A 17,782-nucleotide genomic window follows, 5' to 3' on the forward strand; every position below is an offset into this window, starting at 1 on the left:
ATGGAAGAACTGACAACCAACTGGTGGATGCCCACCGTCTTCGCGTTCCTGCTGATGGTCCTGGGCTTCTACACCCGGGCGCTGTTGGCCCGCGCCCACGCGCATACCATTGAGAAAAAAGCCGAGTTGACTCTCTTGCAGGCGAAGAAGGACGCCGAGGTCATCGCCCGCGAGGCGCAGATCCAGGCCCGGGACGAGGTCATCCGCGCCCGCGACGCGTTCGAAGCGGAGATCCGGTCGCGGCGGCAGGAGTTGATGGCGCTCGAGGAACGGATCGCCGCGCGCGAGGGGAACCTGGACCGCAAGCTGGGCGTGCTGGACAAGAAGGAACAGGCGCTCGACGACCGGATGGCCGAGATCGAGAAGGGCCGGGAGGCCGTGAAGGCCCGCGAGGCCGAGATCCAGGCCGTGGTGGACCGGGAGAAGGCCAAGCTGCAGGAGGTGGCCGGCCTTTCGCACGAGGAGGCCCGGCGGATCCTGCTGCAGAAGGTGGACGAGGAACTCCGCGCCGAGACGGGCGCCATGATCCGGAAATACCAGGAGGAGGCCAAGGCGAACGCCGAGAAGGAGGCCCGCGAGATCATTACGACGGCCATCCAGCGCTACGCCTCCGAGCAGGTCGCCGAGGTCACGACCAGCACGCTGAACCTGCCGAACGACGAGATGAAGGGGCGGATCATCGGGCGCGAGGGCCGCAACATCCGGGCGCTCGAGGCCGCGACGGGCGTCAGCTTCCTGATCGACGACACGCCGGAGGTCGTCGTGATTTCGTCCTTCGATCCCCTGCGCCGGGAGGTGGCCAGGGTTTCCCTGGAGCGGCTGATGGCCGACGGCCGCATCCACCCGGCGCGGATCGAGGAGGTGGTCGCCAAGGTCCGCGAGGAGATGGACGAGGTCACGCGCAAGGCCGGCGAGGAGGCGATCTTCGAGCTGGGCCTGCAGGGGGTGGCGCCGGAGCTGGTCCGGACGCTCGGCCGGCTGAAGTTCAGGCATAGCTTCGCCCAGAACGTGCTGCGGCACTCGGTCGAGACCGCGCAGCTCATGGGCATGATGGCCGCCGACCTCGGGCTGGACCCCGTGGTCGCCAAGCGCGTCGGCCTGTTCCACGACATCGGCAAGGCGATCGACCACCAGGTCGAGGGCAACCACGCGATCATCGGGGCCGACCTGCTCAAGCGGTGCGGCGAGTCGGCGGCGGTGGTCAACGCCGTGGCGGCGCACCACGGCGAGGTGGAGGCCGGCGGCAACACCTACGCGGTCCTCGCGACGGCGGCGGACGCCATCTCCGCCTCCCGTCCCGGGGCGCGCTCGGAGACGACGGCGATCTACCTCAAGCGGCTGGAGAAGCTCGAGGAGATCGCGAGCAGCTTCCGCGGCGTCGAGAAGAGCTACGCGATGCAGGCGGGCCGCGAGATCCGCGTGATCGTCGAGCCCGGCAAGATCGACGACAACGAGGCCATGCAGATGGCCCGCAACATCAGCAAGCAGATCGAGCAGGAGATGAAGTATCCCGGGCAGATCAAGGTCACCGTGATCCGCGAGACCCGGTGCGTGGAGTACGCCAAGTAAGGCAAATCCGAGATTCGAAGCACGAAATCCGAAACAAATTCAAATGGTTGAATTCCGAATGTTCAAAACAGGCCAGTGGAAAACGAAGGGTTCGCGCCGTTTCGGTCATGTGAAACTTCGGATTTGTTTCGGATTTCGATATTCGTATTTCGGATTTCGTTGTTGAAGGAGATGCCATGCGGATCCTAATTGTGGGCGACATGGTGGGATCACCGGGCCGGACGGCCTTTGCCCGCGTGGCCGGGCTGATGCGGCAGAAGGGCGAGGTGGACTTCGTCGTGGCCAACGCGGAGAACGCGGCGGGCGGGCGCGGGATCACCGGCGCGCTGGCGCGCGAGATCCTGGACGCGGGGGCGGACGTCATCACGCTCGGCGACCACGCCTGGGACCAGAAGGACCTGGCGGCGTTCCTGGAAAAGGAGCCCCGCGTGTTGCGCCCCGCGAACTCCGCGCCGGCCTGCCCCGGCCGCGGGTGGATCACCGTGGACACCCCCGGCGGCCGGGTTACGGTCCTTAGCGTCGTCGGGCGTGTCTTCATGGCGCCGCACTTCGATTGCCCGTTCCGGACCGCCGACCAGGTCCTCAAGCCGGACGCCGGGCTGGGGAAGGTCATCATCGTGGATGTTCACGCCGAGGCGACGTCCGAGAAGATCGCGCTGGGCCGGTACCTTGACGGCCGGGTCAGCGCGGTGGTCGGCACTCACACCCACGTGCAGACCTCGGACGAAACCATCCTGCCCAAGGGCACGGCCTACCTGACCGACCTCGGCATGACGGGCCCGCACGATGGCGTCCTGGGCCGGGAGGTGGCGCCTGTGCTCAAGAGGTTCACCACGGGCATGCCGGCCCCGTTCGACGTCGCCACCGGCGACGTGCGGCTCGAGGGCCTGCTGGTCACCGTGGACGCGGAGACCGGCCGGGCGCAGAAGGTCAAGCGCGTGCGGGAGCGCGTGGAGAAATGAATAGCGCCCGAACCCTGAACCCTGAATCCTCACCCCCTCCGGACGGCCGCCGGGTCTACCGGGTCTCCGAGCTCACCCGCCTGATCCGGGTCGCGCTGGAGAACGAGTTCGGCAGTGTCTGGGTCGAGGGCGAGCTTTCCAACGTCCACGTGCATTCGTCCGGCCACGTGTATTTCACGCTCAAGGACGAGAGCGCGCAGATCCAGGCCGCGCTGTTCCGGGGCTCCCGCGGCGCGGTGCGGTTCGAGCTGCGCGACGGGCTGAAGGTCCGGGCGTTCGGCGAGATCACCGCCTATGAAGCCCGCAGCCAGTACCAAATCATCGTGAAGCAGGTCGAGGAGGCGGGCAAGGGCAGCCTCCAGGAGGCCTTCGAGAAGCTGAAGAAGAAGCTGGCCGCCGAGGGCCTGTTTGACGAGGCGCGGAAGAAGCGGCTGCCGATGCTGCCGCGGCGGATCGGGATCGTCACCTCGCCGACCGGCGCGGCGATCCAGGACATGCTGAACATCCTCGGCCGGCGTTTCCCGAACCTGTATCTCCTGGTCGCTCCGGTGAAGGTCCAGGGCGAGGGCGCGGCGGCGGAGATCGCCGGGGCCCTTGACCTGCTCAACGCGCGGGGTGGGCTGGACGTGTTGATTGTCGGGCGGGGCGGGGGCAGCCTGGAGGATCTCTGGGCGTTCAACGAGGAGGTCGTGGCGCGGGCCATCGCGCGGTCGGCGATCCCGGTGATCTCCGCCGTCGGGCACGAGACTGATTTCACGATTTGCGACTTTATCGCCGACCTGCGCGCGCCGACGCCGTCCGCGGCGGCGGAACTGGTCGTCCGGCCCAAGGCGGATTTCGAGCGCATGCTGGACCAGTGGGCGGGCCGGATGGCCGGCGCGCTCCGGCAGCGGGCCCTGAAACTGAAAAACCGGCTTCTGAAGGTCGACCAGGTGCTCCGCGAGCCGCGCAACCTGGCGAGGCAGTACCGGCAGCGGATCGGGGCGCTGAAGACGGGCCTGGCCCGCGAGGTCCGGCACCTGCTCCAGCGGCGGCAGCAGCGGCTGGACGAACTCGGCCTGCGCTTCCGGAAACAGGCGCTCGTCTGGCGCGACGCGCGCCGGCAGGACGTGCGGCGGCTGGCGGCCTCGCTGAAGGCCTTGAGCCCGGACGCCGTGCTGGAGCGGGGGTTCAGCATCACCCGGCGGGCCGACGGACACATCCTGCGTGACGCCGCCGGGGTGGCGGCGGGCGAGCATATTTCAACGAAGCTGCATCGGGGCATCCTGGAATCCGAGGTCGTGAAGGGAGGGACGCATGGCGGAGAAAAAGGCTGAACAACCTATGACGTTTGAGAAGGCCTTGGCGCGGCTGGAGGCGATCGTCGCCGAAATGGAAGGCGGCCAGTTGAGCCTGGAGAAAATGATGGCGGCGTTCGAGGAAGGCTCCGCCCTGGTCAAGTTGTGCGCCGGTCAGCTCAACGAGGTGGAGCGGAAGATCGAGCTGCTGGTGAAGAAGGACGGCGAGCCCTCGACCGTCCCGTTTGAAGCGAAGCCGGGCTGAAACAGGCGGAGCCTCGCTGCACCGCCGCCGCGCCCCCGCCCGCGCCGGTGTCAGCCGGCGGCGAGGAGGATGACGACGAGGCCGACTTCCTCCTTCTTGTTTTTCAGGGGGCGGACCCGGATCCGGACCTCGCGGGGCTCGCGGCCGGGCATGACTTGCAGCGGCACGACTGCGGCGTCATCCTGCTTGTCCTGCTCGGACGCCTTGCGGACGAGGTTCATGAAGGCCTGGTTGGCGGGCTGCGCGCGCAGGGCGTCGAAGCCCAGGGTTTCCTTCTCCGTGCCCAGGAACTCCTGGGCGGCCGGGTTGAGGCGGAAGAACTCCTTCTCGGTGTCGGCCAGCAGGACCGGCTCGGAGACTTCCCGGTGGAGCAGGTCCAGGGCCCGGGAACTCAAGGCCACGCGTTCGGCACGCAGCGTGTCGTAGGCCTGGAGCTGCTGACCGAGCTGGTTGGCCAGCCGGGCCATGCCGGTGACCTCGTCGGGGAAGCGATCCCGCTGCCGCATCCCGGTTTCGTAGTCGCCCGCGAGCAGGCGCCGCAGGAAGCCGACGAGGCGCCGGCGCGCGGCGGTCAGGCGGAGCATCAGGTAGAGCCACCCGGCCAGGCCGACGGCCAGCCACGCGAGGAGCGGCCGCCAGAGGCGCGGCAGCGGGCCGCCGAGGAGCAGGACGGCGTAGCCTGTCGCCAGCGCCGCGACGACGGCGACCCAGGCCAGGATGATCGCGTGATGGGTCATGGTTCAGGGGGAGGAGAATTTCTCGATGTCCTCGTTCCGGCCGGCGACCAGGAGCTTGTGGCCCTCTTCGAGGGGCTCATCCGGGGAGGGCACGTCGTCGTAATCCTCCTCCAGCAGCCGCTCACCCTGTTCGTTGATCCGGGGCACCGGTTTTTTGATGGCGATGATGTTGACGTGGTACTTCTCCCGCGGCGCGATCCGGCGGATGGGCTGACCGACGAAGGCGGCCGGGACCTCGATCTCGGCTATGCTGTGCCCGCGGGACAGCGGGATGTGGCGCGCGATGCCCGCGGAGGCCAATCCTGCCGCGGTGATCCGGCCCATCTCCTCCTCCATGTTGATCACCTCGTCCACCTCCAGGGCCTTGAGGATTTCCCGTTGCAGCGGGCTGATGGCGCGGACCCAGACGCGCCGGATGCCGAGTTTCTTGAGGAGGATCGTCGTCAGCAGGTTGGCCTCGATGTCCTCGCCGATGCAGACGGCCACCACGTCCATGTCCTTGATGCCCACGGCCTGGAGCGCGGCCTCGTCGGTGGAGTCCAGTTGCACGGCGTGGGTGACGTCCTCCTTGATCTCCTCGACGAGATCCCGGTCGCGGTCCATGGCCAGGACCTGGACGCCCCGGTCGGCCAGTTCGCGCGCCAGGGTCTGCCCGAACAGGCCCAACCCGATGATGCCGATCTGTCTCATGGCGTACCGCCTTCCTCAACCGATCATGACCCGCTCTTCCGCGTAGGCATAATGCCCGCCGGCGCGCCGGCGCGCCGCGAAGGCGTAGGCCAGGGTCAACGGGCCCAGCCGGCCGGCCAACATCAACGCCGTCACCACCAGTTTGCCCGCGGCGGAGAGCGCCGGGGTGACGCCGGTGGAAAGTCCCACCGTCGCGAACGCGCTGACCGTCTCGAACGCGATGTCCAGGAACGGCTTGTTTTCCGCGGCGAGGAGCGCCAGCGTGCCGCCCAGGACCACTATAATGGAAAGCAGGAAGACCGTCATGGCTTTCTGGAGCGTCCCGAGCGAGATCGTGCGTTTCCAGAGCTGGACGTGCGGGCGCTCCTGGAGGCCGCTGATCACGGAGGCCCACAGGACCGCGGCGGTGGTCGTCTTGATCCCGCCGCCGGTGGAGCCCGGCGAGGCCCCGATAAACATCAGGATGATCATGACCAGGAGCGTGCCGGGCGCGAGGGCCGCGATGTCGCACGTGTTGAAGCCCGCGGTTCGCGTGGTGACGGACTGGAAGAGGGACACCCAGAGCTTGCCCCGCAGGGGCAGGGACGCGAGAACACCCTTCCGTTCGGACAGCCCGATCAGGATCCCGCCGCCGAGGATGAGCAGGACGGTGACGGTCAGCACGATCTTGGTCTGGATCCGAAACCGGTGCGTACGGTCCCCGCCGACGCGGCAGCGGCCGCGCGCGCACTGCACCACGTCCTGCACCGCGGCGAATCCCAGACCGCCGGCCACGATGAGCGCGCCGATCCAGAGATTGGTCGGCCCGTCGGCGGCAAACCGGACCAGGCTGTCGCTGAACGTCGAGAAGCCGGCGTTGCAGAAGGCCGATACCGCGTGGAACGCCGCGTGGCCCGCCCGCGCGACCGGGTCGGGCACGGCGGTCCGCCACGCGAGGAACAGTCCGGCCGCCCCGACGGTCTCGACGGCGAAGGTCATCGCGGCGAGGAAGACCAGCAGCGACCGCGCGCTGGACAGCGCCTCCTGGTCCAGGATGTCCTGGAGCACGGCCTCCTGCTTCATCGCCAGCGAGCGCCGCAGCAGGACCAGGACCGCGACGGAAAAGGTCATGATGCCCAGGCCGCCCAGTTGGATCAGGGCCAGGATGACGCCCTGCCCGAACAGGCTGAACCGGGTCGCCGTGTCCACCACGATCAGGCCCGTCACGCACGTCGCCGACGCGGACGTGAACAGGGCGTCCACGAAGGAGAGCGGCACGCCGTCCGCTGTCGCCGCGGGCAATTGCAGCAGGATCGCGCCCGTCCCGATCGCGAGAACGAAGGTGATCAGCATGAGTTGCGCCGGCTTCGCGAGCAGCAGGGAGAGGAACCGATAGGCCCGGCGCGCGCGGGACGTCAGCATGGCCACGATGACCAACTGCCGCCCGAACGCGCTCCACGGCGAACCCGTGCCGACCCACGCGAACTGGAGCAGGGGCACGAAGACGATGAGATCCATCCAGTGCCGGCGCAGGTGCCGACGCTTGTCCTCGCTCGCCAGGAAGGTCGTGATGACCGTCGCGAGAAACAGGCCGAGGATGCCCAGGTTGACCCGCCGGAGCCAGGGCGCCAGCGGGCGCAGCGCGGCGGTATGTTCCAGCAGCAGGATCAGGAAGGCGAGGAGGGCCACCGGGCCGATGATCCGGTCCAGGATTCTGGAAAGCCGCTGCAACATGCGCGCCGCTCCCGACGCGCACCATTACAGCAGGCGCGCGCGGCCGATGCAACACGGGAAAGGGGGTCGGGAGTCCTTTTCTGTTCGCAACTTCTTAGGCCATAACGAGAAGAACGGCTCCCGCCCCCCCCCTTTTTTTCCAGCATCGAGGCAACGGAAAGAACCTGATCATGGACGTCTTTGTGCGGCTCGCGTGGACGCTCGCCCTCCAGAGACACTTGGAGGGCGAGCCTCTGGCGAGCCGTTTGCTATATGCCCTGCAACCAGTCCGTCCAGCCCGCCAATCCTTCGCCGGTCCGGGCGGACAGCTTGAACACTGGGACGCCGGCGTGAACCTGGCGGATGAAGCCTTCGCACGCCGCCAGGTTGAACTCCAGGTGCGGCAGCAGGTCGATCTTGGTCAGCACGACCGCCTTCGCCTCGCGGAAGAGCAGGGGGTACTTCAGCGGCTTGTCCTCGCCCTCGGTCACGCTCAACACCGCGACCTTGGCGTGCTCGCCGATATCGAATTCCGCGGGGCAGACCATGTTGCCGACGTTCTCGACGATGACCAGCCGCAGGTTCTCCGCCGGGAGTTCCAGCAGGGCCTGGTGCACGAGCTTGGCCTCGAGGTGGCACGCGCCGCCGGTGAGCAACTGGCTGACGGGCAGGTTCACCGCCGCGATGCGTTCGGCGTCGCGCGTGGTCTCGACGTCGCCTTCCAGCACGGCCGCGCGGAACCCGGCGCCCAGTTTCCTGGCCGTGGCCTCGATCAGCGCGGTCTTGCCGGAGCCCGGCGAACCGATGAGATTGACCATGGACAGTTTCCGCTCGGCGAGGACCTTGCGCGTGGCGGCGGCCCACTTCTCGTTTTCGCCCATCAGGTCCTTGTAGACTTTAATGTTCTGCGTCGCCATGTTCGTCGACCTCCAGGCTTTCCAGGTGCAGTTCCATTCCCGTAATCAACTCGATTTCGCCCGATTGGCAAGCCCCGCACAGAAAAAGGGGCACCTCCAGCGCGCCCTGCCAGCCGCAGGCCTTGCACCGCGCCGTGACCGGGACCGGGCGGAGCACGAGCTTCGAGCCGGCGGCGGGGGTGTTTTGCGTCAGAGACTCGTAGGCAAAAACCAGCGTATCCGGCACGATCTGGTGCAGGGCGCCGACGGCGATCCGGGCCGCGCGCAGGGCACCGGGCGGCAGGCCGCGGCCGGCCAGTTCGGCCAGTACCGCCTGGACGATGCCCTGGCCTATGGAGAGTTCGTGCATGGGATTTCCGCCAGGACGGCCGCCTCGTAGTCGGCGAGACGGGCGGCGAGCGTAGGCGAGAGTTGCGGCTCGAGTTCGATTCGGTCGGGCTGGATGCCGAAGATGACGACCTCGGGCGGACATTCGCCCAGTTGCTTCGAAAGCTCCAGGATGCCGAACAGGTCGCCCTCGTGAAGCGAAAGCCCCGGCATCTTCTTCAGGCTGGCGGCCTGGTCCGGCGTGAAGCGCCGGATCGTGCCGGGGGGCTCGCCCATCAGGGCGCAGTCCACGAAGACGGCCTTTTGCTTTCCCGCCATCGCGTGCAGCGCGACCATTCCGGACGTGCCGGCGTCGAGGAATTGAACGTCTTGGAACTCGGCGGCCCGTGCGGCCAGCCGCTCGACCAGGCGCACGCCGATGCCTTCATCGGACATGAGCAGGTTACCGAGGCCGATGACGATGCAAGGTGTTTCCTCTGACTTCATGCCTATTCGCTTTGCTTCGCGCGCGGATATCTCAAGGGGTGAAGCCGAAGAGCTTGAGCTTGGCGGTCAGGAGGTTGTCCAGGCCGGGCAGGTCCTTGGGGTAAACCGAGATCAACCGTTTGCCTTCCTGCTGATACAGCGTTTGTTTCTTGTACATGCTCATCTTGTACTGCGGCGTGTCGAGGCCCCAGTATTCAATGTAGACGTCCAGTTCGGGCAGGTAGAAGTCCGGCCGGATTTGGAACTCGGCAATGATGCGGTACTTCGCGTCGTAGCGATAGGCCAGGCCGTGAGCGGTCAGCCAATCGGCAATGCGCCGCTCGCCCTCGGACTGCACGACGGTGCCGTCGCGGGCCTGGATGGTCTTGTTGATCTCGACCTGCGTCTCGAAGTTGCGGCGCTCCAGGAAGGTCTCGTCGAAGCACCGGTCGCAAAAGACGCGCTGAAAGGCCTGGTGAGACCGCGCGTATTCATCGGCCGTGACCTTCGCGTTGCACCGTTGACAATGATGTTCGGCGGCCGCCGCCGCAATGCGGACCGCCTCCTCGATGAACAACGCGGCCGCGGTGGCATCGCGCTGGATGTAGTCCTTTTCGCGCGGGTTTTGGGCCATGTCGCGCAGGTCATGCAGGCAGCTTTGCGCCGCCGCGCCGTAGGCCTTCAGCGCCTTGATGGCATATTGCCGGGTTTGCGTGTGAGGGTCGTTGTGTGCCACGGGTCCGAGCGCGGCCACCGCGGCCGCCTGGTCCACGCCCATCCAGGCCAGCTTGCCCAACGCCGAGGCGGCCAGCCGCCGGGCATTGGCAGAGGAGGAATGCAGCAAGGTCAGAAGCTCACTGAAACTGCCGACATCGCCTTCCCGCCCGATGGCCACGGCGCGCTCGGACAGCTTTTTTTCAAGCTGCCGGTCCATTGGGTTCTTCATGCCGGCTTCCCCAACGTGAACGCGCGAAGCAAAGTAAGTCCCGTCCCAAGCCCGGCATAGCCGCTCTTACACAAACTCCACGTTCAAATAATGCGTGGAGCACGAGATGCACGGGTCGTAAGCGCGCACGAGCATCTCGAGGAGCAGCCGGATTTCCTCCTGCGGCCGGTCCATGATCTGCGGGACCAGGGCCTCGAAATCCTTCTGGATGTTCGCGTGGTTCTGGTTGGTCGGGATGCAGCAGTTGGCCCGGACGCAGTTACCCTTCTTGTCGAAGGCGTAGCGGTGGAACAGGATGCCGCGCGGCGCCTCGACCGCGCCGGCGCCTTCGCCCTCGCGGGGCTCCACCTTCGGCAGTTCGGGCTTGAGGCCCTTCGTCAGCAGTTCGTCGATGATCTGGATGCTGTGCTCCGTGATCTGCACGCACTCGACGACCTGGGCGACGTTGTTCATGTAGGGATTGCAGCAGCCCTTCTTCAGGCCGAGCTTCTTCGCCGTGGCCGCCGCCAGGGGCAGCAGCAACTCGGCGTTCAGGTTGAACCGGGCCAGCGCGCCGACGGCGAAGGCGTCGCGGTGCCACTTGCACCACTTGGCCGTGGACTGCGCCGTGACGTACTCGTTCACCACGGACTCGAACTGTTGCACGGGCGTGATTTCCTTCGTGTCCGTGCTGCCGATGCCTCCATGGTAGAACGAGTAGTGCGTCGGATCGACGAGCGCGATGTACTCGGTGTCCCGGTCGAAAGCCGGGAGCTTGGGCGCGAGGCTCAAGACGACCTCGGCGAGGGTCTTGAGGTCAGGAACGATGCCTTCGAGGGTCTTCTTCAGCTCCCGCAGGTACTGCTCGGTCGGCAGGCTGGCGAACCCGCCGGGCTTGATGGTGACGGGGTGGGTCATGCGCCCGCCGATCGCCTCCATCCACTGGTTGCCCGTGCGGTGGAGCTTGATCACGGTCTTGACGACGGCCGGGTGGCTGGCGACCAGCGGCACGACGGACTTCTGGCCGAGCAGGTCCGGCGCGACGAGGTAGCCGACGTGCAGGCTGTGGCTCTCGAGCTGCTCGGAGTAGTGCAGGAGCATCCGGAGCTTGTCCGTCTGGTCGGAGACCTCGATGCCCATGGCGTCCTCGATCGCCTTGATGGCCGAGAACGAGTGGGTGACGGAGCAGATGCCGCATATGCGGCTGACGATGGTCTGGATGTCCTCGAAGCTGCGGCCGCGGACCATGGCTTCGAAGAAGCGGGGCGCCTCGGGCACCTGCCACTCAAGCTTCTCGATACGGCCGTCGGAGGCGCGCAGCACGATGTTGCCGTGCCCCTCGACGCGGGTGATGTGGTGGACGTGGATGTCGATGGTCTTGCTCATGAGGTCTTCTCCTGCCCGCTGCCGAACAGCAGCAGCCGGCCCTTCAGGTCTTCCATGGTCTTGCCGTAGTGCTCCATGACCTCGCGCGCGGCCTGGACGTTGGGGTCGTCCACGTAGCCGCGGCAGCCGAAGCACCAGAACCCCGCGGAGGGGCACTTGGCGTCGCAGCCGGCGCGGGTGACGGGGCCGAGGCAGATCTCGTTGTACTCGTAGCGGCACACGTTGCCGCGCATCTTGCACTCGACGCACACGGGGTAGTTCGGGATCGCCGGCGTCTTGCCCAGGGCGACGCAGCGCAGGATGTAGGCGAACTCCTTGTTGTTGATCGGGCAGCCGTGGATCTTCAGGTCCACCTTGACCACCTCGTCCAGCGCCTTGGTCGGCATGGTGTTGAGGTGCGGCTTGCAGGCGTCCTTCCCGTACACGGTCGCCCGGACGTCGTCCATGGTGAAGTTGTTCTTCAGCTTGTTCACGCCGCCCATCGTGGCGCACGCCCCGAGGGCGACGAGGACCTTGGCGCGCGAGCGGATCTGGCGCAGCTTCTCCTCGTCCTCGGGCCGCGTGATCGAGCCCTCGACGACGGCGATGTCATAGGTGTCGCTCTGGTCGCTGATGGCCTCCCGCCACTCGACGGGCTGGATCAGCGAGAGGACGTCGAGGAGTTCCTCCTCCAGGTTGACGATCTGGAGCTGGCACCCCTCGCAGCAGGCGAAATCGAAAATGGCGACGCGCGGCTTGTCCATCAGATGGCCTCCCGTACTTCGGCGACGTCGGTATAGCGGAACACGGGCCCGTCCTGGCAGACGTACAGGCCGTTGATCTGACAGTGCCCGCACTTCCCGACGCCGCATTTCATGTGGCGCTCCAGCGAGACGTAGGTCCGGTCCTTCCCGATGCCCATCTTGTCGAGCTCGAGGATCACGAACTTGTACATGATCGGCGGGCCGCAGATGATGGCGACCGTCCGGGCCGGGTCCACCTTGACCTTCGGCATCAGCGTCGTGATGACGCCCACGTTCCCCTTCCAGTTCTCGTCGCCGCGGTCCACGGTCTCGAGGTAGGTGGTGTCCGGCTGCGCGGCCCACCGCTTCGTGTCCTCGACGAACAGCCGGTCCGCCGGGGTCTTGGTGCCGAACAGGATCGTCACGCGGCCGTAGTCCTTGCGATGGTGCAGGACGTAGTCGATGGCCGACCGGACCGGCACCAGGCCGATGCCGCCGCAGACGAACAGCAGGTCCTGCCCCTTCATCGCGCCGTCCACCGGGAAGTGCGTTCCGAACGGGCCGCGGATGCCGACCTTCTGGCCCGGGGTCAGGCGGTGCATGGCCGCGGACACGTTGCCGACGTTGCGCACGACCATCTGGAACCCGTCGCGGTAGGTCGGGGACGAGGAGATCGAGATCGGCGCCTCGCCGATGCCCGGGATGGCGATCTCGGCGAACTGGCCCGGCTGGTGGCCCAGCGGCCGGCCGCCGGAGAGCTTGAACTCGAAGAACATCTCCATCTTCGTCATCGGCTCGGCGCGGACGACGTCCGCCGGCTCGGGCAGGTAAATGTCCTTCTCGGGCAGCGTGGTCAGGGTCTGGCTCATCGCGGTCCCTCCGCCAGTCGGTTGTAGATTTCCACCGGGTTCGCGATCTTCGACACGCAGGCGCCGATGCAGCGGCCGCAGCCGACGCAGGCGATCTGCCGGTGCTGCTCGAACAGGTACTGGCCCTTCCGCAGGTAGCGGTGGCGGTAGCGCTCCGGTTTCTTCTTCCGGAAGTTGTGGCCGCCGGCGACGAGGGCGAACTCGGCGAGCATGCAGCCGTCCCACGTGCGGACGCGTTCGCCGCTTTGGAGGTCCCAGTTCACGTCGTCGCGGACGTTGAAGCAGTAGCAGGTTGGGCACACGAGGTTGCACGAGCCGCAGGAGAAGCAGCGCTTCGACTTCTCCTCCCAGACCGGGTGGTCGTAGGAGCGGGCCAGCAGCGCCGGGAGGTCCTCCGGCTTGACCTTCAACTCGTGGCGCTTGAGCAGCTTCTTGTTGTGCTCCCAGGTCATCTTCCGGAGCTGCAGGTCGGCCTCCGCGGCGTCCGGCTCGCCCGTGATCGGCTGCATCAACGCGGCGCCTTTTTCCGAGCGGCTCTCCACGAGGTACTCGTCGTTGATCCGGGTGAGGATCACGTCGCCGCCCTCCTCGAGGACCGCGGTGTTCATGCAGCCGGCGAACACGTGGGCCGAGGCGTGCTGCACGTCGGCGATGACCAGCGTGGCCTTCGCGCGGCGCTTGAGATAGTGGATGTCCGGCTGGCCCGCGGCGAAGACCGCGTCCATCTGGAGGATCGCGGCGGCGTCGTACGGGTGCACGCCGAAGAGCACGAGCGGCGCCTCGTCCACCACGCTCTCGTAGCCCTTCGCGCTGAAGCGAAGGAGGGTCTCGCAGGGCGGCTGGAGGAAGGCCTTGGGCGCGGTCACGGCCACGTCGTAGTCCAGCCGCAGCGCGGCGGCCGCGGCCAGCGGGGCGAAGGCGAACTTGTCGCCCTTGGCCTGGACGCCGATCACCTGCTGCCGACCGATCAGGCCGTCCACCCAGCGTTCCAGGGCGGCGGGGCCTATCTTCTTTATGCTCATCCGGTGTTCTCCTTCGGCTTCGCGTCCCGCCGCGGCGCGGCGGGGGGTTGGAAAGCGGCGGGTCAGTCGTGCCCGTACATCAGCTGGATCTCGCGCAGGACGTCGCGCCGGCTGACGATGCCGACCACCTTGCCGTCCTTCACGATCGGCACGCGGCGGATGCGCTGGTTCACGCAGGTGTGGACCAGGTCCTGCATCGGCGTCTCCGGCGGGAACGAGACGATCTTGCGGCTCATCGCCTCGCCCACGGTCGCCTCCTCGGCGTGGCCGTCGAACGCGAAGTTCAGCAGGTCGTGCTCCGTGATCATGCCGATCAGCCGGCCTGCGTCGTCCACGACGGGCATCCCGCTGATGTGCCAGCGCAGCAGCTGGTCGATGACTTCCATGACGCGCATGGATTCGGTGGCCGTGATGACCGGGTGGGTCATGAGATCCTGGGCTGTTTTCATCTTCATGGGCGCCTCGCAGGAACAAGAGTGAATCGGGTGCAGACCTTATATAAAAGGTCGCCCGGTGGCCAGCCTTTTTTCCGTATTTTCACCGGCGGCCCGGCGGTTTATACTCGGCCCGTGAAGAGGGTCGTCATTCTGGCGGGCGTCGCGCTCCTGGTGGCCCTGGCCGGCGGCTGCGCGCGCGCCGAAGAACGGCCGCGGTCCGACGGGGAAATGCCCGCCAAGGCCATCGCCATGGTCGAGTTGCTGAAAAGCTACGGCGTTCGCGATCCCGAGGTGCTCCGGGCGATGGAGAAGGTCCGTCGGCCGCAGTACATCCCGGAGGAATACCGGGGCGCGACGGACCCGTACGGCGACCATCCCTGTCCCATCGGCCACGGGCAGACCATTTCGCAGCCGTTCATCGTGGCCTACATGACGGAAAAGATGGCGCCGTGGAAGGGGCAGCGGTTCCTCGAGATCGGCACCGGGTCCGGCTACCAGGCGGCCATCCTGGCCGAACTCGGGGCCGAGGTCTTCACCATCGAGATCATTCCCGAACTGGCCGAGCATGCCCGGAAGGCCCTGGCCGCGGAAGGCTATCCGCGGGTGCAGGTGCTTGCCGGCGACGGCTACCTCGGCTGGCCGATCCACGCGCCCTTCGACGCCGTCCTCGTCACCTGCGCGCCCGAGGAGGTGCCGGCCGCGCTCGTCGAGCAGCTCAAGGACGGCGGCCGCATGATCCTGCCCCTCGGCGCCGCCGGCGCGCAGCGGCTGGTCATCCTCCGGAAGAAAGACGGCCAGGTGAAGGTCGAGAACGATCTGCCCGTCCGGTTCGTCCCCATGGTCCATGGCCGGTAGGGCCGCCGGCGCGCGCGCCGAGCGCGCCGCGGCGCGAAGGATCCTGCCGGATTTCACTTGAAGCCGCGCCGCGCGTCTGGTTAAAGAGACGCCCGGGCTGTGCCCCAGAACCAAGTCCGGCCCGGTCGCCCCAGGCGATCCATAGAGAAAGGCAAGATCGTCATGGAAGCGCCGACAGAATCCGAGTTGATCCCCGTGGGTCCGTCCAACGTTCTGGTGGTCAACGCGGGCAGCTCCTCGTTGAAATTCACGATGTACTCGATGCGGGGCGAGGCCATCCGCGCCAAGGGCATCGTCGAGCGCATCGGCCTGGCCGATCCCGGCCTGCTCTACGAGCGGTTCGACGGCAAGAAGCTCAAGGAGAAGGTCGCCGTCAAGAACCACGACGAGGCGCTGCGCGTCATCTGCGACAAGCTGGTGGACCCGGCCGTCGGCGTGCTGGCCAATCTCGGCGAGGTCGAGGCCATCGGGCACCGTGTCGTGCACGGCGGCGAGAAGTTCCGCGACTCGGTCCGGATCACGGACGAGGTCAAGCGGATCATCCAGGAAATGGCCACGCTGGCCCCGCTGCACAACCCGCCGAACCTCGGCGGCATCGAGGCCTGCGAGCGGGTTTTCGGCGACATCCCCAATGTCGCCGTGTTCGACACGGCCTTTCACCAATCCATGCTGCCCTCGTCCTACCTGTATGCCATTCCCTACGAGTACTATGAAAAGTACGGGGTTCGCAAATACGGCTTTCACGGCACGTCGCACAAGTTCGTCGCGCAGGCCACGTCCGCCTTCCTCCGCAAGCCGATGGCCCGGCTCAAGCTCATCACGTGCCACCTCGGCAACGGCTGCAGCATCGCGGCCATCGATCGCGGCAAGGTGATCGACACCAGCATGGGCATGACCCCGCTCAACGGGCTGGTCATGGGCACCCGCTGCGGCGATATCGATCCGGCCGTCGTTCTGTACCTCGTGCGGCAGGGGATGAGCGCGGACGATGTGGACAAGATGCTCAACAAGCGCAGCGGGCTGCTCGGCGTCGCCGGGATCGGCAGCGGCGACATGCGCGACATCATCGCCGCCGCGGAAGGCGACAACGACCAGGCCAAGCGCGCGCTGTTCATGTTCTTCCACCGGCTCGTGTCCTACATCGGCGCCTACGAAACGATCCTCGACGGCGCGGACGCCGTGGTCTTCACCGGGGGCATTGGCGAGAACAGCGCCTACATCCGGGAGCGCGTGGTCTCGCGGCTCGGCTGCCTGGGCTGCTTCCTGGACAAGGAGGTCAACCGCTCCGTCGTGGGACGCACCGCGGTGATCAGCACCGCGGAGAGCATCCTGAAGGCCGTCGTGGTTCCGACCAACGAGGAATTGATGATCGCGCGCGAGACGGTGCGCCTGCTGACACCCGCCGCGGAGGAAAGGATCTGACCCCATGAGCCTGCTCGATACCCTGGTCCCCAAGGCCCGCGCCGCCGGCCGCACGCTGGTGCTCCCCGAGGGCCACGACCCGCGCGTCATGGAGGCCGCCGCCGGGATCGCGAAGCAGGGCATCGCCGCCCGCGTCATCGTCCTGGCCTCCCCCGCCGAGCGCGCGAAGACCCGCGACAGGATCTCGTTCGAGGGGCTCCCGGTCCAGGTGCTCGACTACCTCAACGCCCCCGAGCGCGACCGCCTGATGCTCAAGCTCCTCGAACTGCGCCGCGCCAAGGGCATGACCCCCGAGCAGGCGCGCGAGACGATCCGGGACCGCCTCTACTTCGGCAACCTGATGGTCCGCGAGGGCCTGGCCGACGGCCTCGTCGCCGGTTCCATCGCCTCCACCCCGGACATGGTCCGCACGGCCTTCCAGTGCGTCGGCACCGCCCCCGGCATCAAGTTCGGCAGCAGCTGCTTCGTCATGGAACTCGCCAGGCCCGCGCCCGGCGGCCAGGGCGTCCTGCTCTACGCCGACTCCGGCGTCAATCCCAACCCGAACGCCGAGCAACTCGTGGACATCGCCGTCGCCACCATCCGCACCTACCAGGCCCTCGTCGGTGGCCAGGCCCGCGTCGCCATGCTTTCGTTCTCCACCCGCGGCAGCGCGAAGCACGACCTGGTGGACAAGATGGTCCGCGCCACGGAGCTGACGAAGAAGCGCGTCGCCGAGCTCGGGCTCGACGCCCTCGTGGACGGCGAGCTCCAGGCGGACGCCGCCATCGTCCCCGCCGTCGCCGCCTCGAAGTGCGCGGACAGCCCGCTCAAGGGCGCCGCCAACATCCTGATCTTCCCCGACCTCCAGGCCGGCAATATCGGCTACAAGCTCACCGAGCGCCTCGCCGGCGCCGCCGCCTACGGCCCCATCATGCAGGGCCTGGCCAAGCCCGTGAACGACCTCTCCCGCGGATGCAGCGCGGACGACATCGTCGGCGTCGCCGCCATCACCGTCTGCCAGTCGCTGGGCTGACGGGAGGGCGCGGCGCCCCCCGCGCCCTGGGCGGACATGGACAGCCCTTCCACTTTTGGCGCCCGAATCACAGCGGGTTCGTAGCTCCCGCTGTACTTTCAGCAGACGTCCACGGTGCCGCAGGCGCTATGAGCCTGCTGTTCTGCCCGGGATGATACCAGGTACGGGTGAGAGGCGGTACGAACGGCGTCGCAGAGCTCCGCCCTCCAGTGGCAGGAATCATGGAGG

Annotated in this window: 19 protein-coding genes; 7 read left to right on the plus strand and 12 right to left on the minus strand. The window is 67.2% G+C overall.

The genetic code is table 11. From position 1 onward, the window contains the following. From rny to KA248_01700, 4 genes are all read left to right on the plus strand, one after another. Positions 1–1,569: a ribonuclease Y gene (rny, locus tag KA248_01685; GenBank protein MBP7828608.1), complete on the plus strand. Its 1,569-nt coding sequence runs from the start codon at positions 1–3 to the stop codon at positions 1,567–1,569. Positions 1,570–1,745: 176 nt separating this feature from the next. Next, positions 1,746–2,531, plus strand: a complete 786-nt coding sequence (locus tag KA248_01690; protein MBP7828609.1) for a TIGR00282 family metallophosphoesterase — start codon at positions 1,746–1,748, stop codon at positions 2,529–2,531. Then, the gene (xseA, locus tag KA248_01695; GenBank protein ID MBP7828610.1) at positions 2,528–3,847 is read left to right on the plus strand and encodes an exodeoxyribonuclease VII large subunit; all 1,320 of its coding nucleotides are present in this window, start codon (positions 2,528–2,530) and stop codon (positions 3,845–3,847) included. Before KA248_01690 ends, xseA begins: the two co-directional genes overlap by 4 nt. Further along, entirely contained in the window at positions 3,828–4,073 is a 246-nt protein-coding gene (locus KA248_01700; protein ID MBP7828611.1) for an exodeoxyribonuclease VII small subunit, read from the plus strand. Before xseA ends, KA248_01700 begins: the two co-directional genes overlap by 20 nt. A 50-nt stretch (positions 4,074–4,123) precedes the next feature. Here the strand turns inward: KA248_01700 and KA248_01705 are convergent, their stop codons facing one another. The 12 genes from KA248_01705 to KA248_01760 all read right to left on the minus strand — a co-directional run bounded on the left by KA248_01705 (position 4,124) and on the right by KA248_01760 (position 14,280). Further along, positions 4,124–4,810, minus strand: a complete 687-nt coding sequence (locus tag KA248_01705; protein MBP7828612.1) for a hypothetical protein — start codon at positions 4,808–4,810, stop codon at positions 4,124–4,126. Between the two features lie 3 nt (positions 4,811–4,813). Next, a complete protein-coding gene (locus KA248_01710) occupies positions 4,814–5,500 on the minus strand; it encodes a TrkA family potassium uptake protein (protein MBP7828613.1) in 687 nt (228 codons plus the stop codon). A 15-nt stretch (positions 5,501–5,515) separates the two neighbouring features. Then, entirely contained in the window at positions 5,516–7,213 is a 1,698-nt protein-coding gene (locus KA248_01715) for a hypothetical protein (GenBank protein MBP7828614.1), read from the minus strand. Between the two features lie 248 nt (positions 7,214–7,461). Further along, on the minus strand, positions 7,462–8,109 hold the full coding sequence (gene hypB, locus KA248_01720; GenBank protein MBP7828615.1) for a hydrogenase nickel incorporation protein HypB: 648 nt from the start codon (positions 8,107–8,109) through the stop codon (positions 7,462–7,464). Then, positions 8,090–8,458, minus strand: a complete 369-nt coding sequence (locus tag KA248_01725) for a hydrogenase maturation nickel metallochaperone HypA (protein ID MBP7828616.1) — start codon at positions 8,456–8,458, stop codon at positions 8,090–8,092. Before KA248_01725 ends, hypB begins: the two co-directional genes overlap by 20 nt. Then, on the minus strand, positions 8,440–8,922 hold the full coding sequence (locus KA248_01730; GenBank protein MBP7828617.1) for a hydrogenase maturation protease: 483 nt from the start codon (positions 8,920–8,922) through the stop codon (positions 8,440–8,442). The genes KA248_01725 and KA248_01730 overlap by 19 nt, the downstream gene beginning before the upstream one ends. Positions 8,923–8,953: 31 nt before the next feature. Then, on the minus strand, positions 8,954–9,847 hold the full coding sequence (locus KA248_01735; protein ID MBP7828618.1) for a HEAT repeat domain-containing protein: 894 nt from the start codon (positions 9,845–9,847) through the stop codon (positions 8,954–8,956). 66 nt (positions 9,848–9,913) lie between these two features. Next, a complete protein-coding gene (locus KA248_01740) occupies positions 9,914–11,212 on the minus strand; it encodes a Ni/Fe hydrogenase subunit alpha (protein MBP7828619.1) in 1,299 nt (432 codons plus the stop codon). Beyond that, complete coding sequence (locus tag KA248_01745) at positions 11,209–11,955, minus strand: hypothetical protein (protein MBP7828620.1); 747 nt, start codon at positions 11,953–11,955, stop codon at positions 11,209–11,211. Before KA248_01745 ends, KA248_01740 begins: the two co-directional genes overlap by 4 nt. Then, the gene (locus KA248_01750; protein ID MBP7828621.1) at positions 11,955–12,803 is read right to left on the minus strand and encodes an FAD/NAD(P)-binding protein; all 849 of its coding nucleotides are present in this window, start codon (positions 12,801–12,803) and stop codon (positions 11,955–11,957) included. The genes KA248_01745 and KA248_01750 overlap by 1 nt, the downstream gene beginning before the upstream one ends. Then, positions 12,800–13,825, minus strand: coding sequence for a 4Fe-4S dicluster domain-containing protein (locus KA248_01755; GenBank protein MBP7828622.1), 1,026 nt, complete (start codon positions 13,823–13,825; stop codon positions 12,800–12,802). Before KA248_01755 ends, KA248_01750 begins: the two co-directional genes overlap by 4 nt. A gap of 62 nt (positions 13,826–13,887) precedes the next feature. Beyond that, complete coding sequence (locus tag KA248_01760; protein ID MBP7828623.1) at positions 13,888–14,280, minus strand: CBS domain-containing protein; 393 nt, start codon at positions 14,278–14,280, stop codon at positions 13,888–13,890. A 210-nt stretch (positions 14,281–14,490) separates the two neighbouring features. Between KA248_01760 and KA248_01765 the strand changes: the two genes are divergently transcribed. From KA248_01765 to pta, 3 genes are all read left to right on the plus strand, one after another. Next, entirely contained in the window at positions 14,491–15,117 is a 627-nt protein-coding gene (locus tag KA248_01765) for a protein-L-isoaspartate(D-aspartate) O-methyltransferase (protein MBP7828624.1), read from the plus strand. Between the two features lie 162 nt (positions 15,118–15,279). Continuing rightward, a complete protein-coding gene (locus KA248_01770) occupies positions 15,280–16,539 on the plus strand; it encodes an acetate kinase (protein MBP7828625.1) in 1,260 nt (419 codons plus the stop codon). Positions 16,540–16,543: 4 nt separating this feature from the next. Continuing rightward, the gene (pta, locus tag KA248_01775) at positions 16,544–17,554 is read left to right on the plus strand and encodes a phosphate acetyltransferase (protein ID MBP7828626.1); all 1,011 of its coding nucleotides are present in this window, start codon (positions 16,544–16,546) and stop codon (positions 17,552–17,554) included. Positions 17,555–17,782 lie beyond the last annotated feature (228 nt).

The organism is Kiritimatiellia bacterium, from assembly GCA_018001225.1.
In the GTDB taxonomy this organism is placed as follows: Bacteria; Verrucomicrobiota; Kiritimatiellia; order CAIQIC01; family JAGNIJ01; genus JAGNIJ01.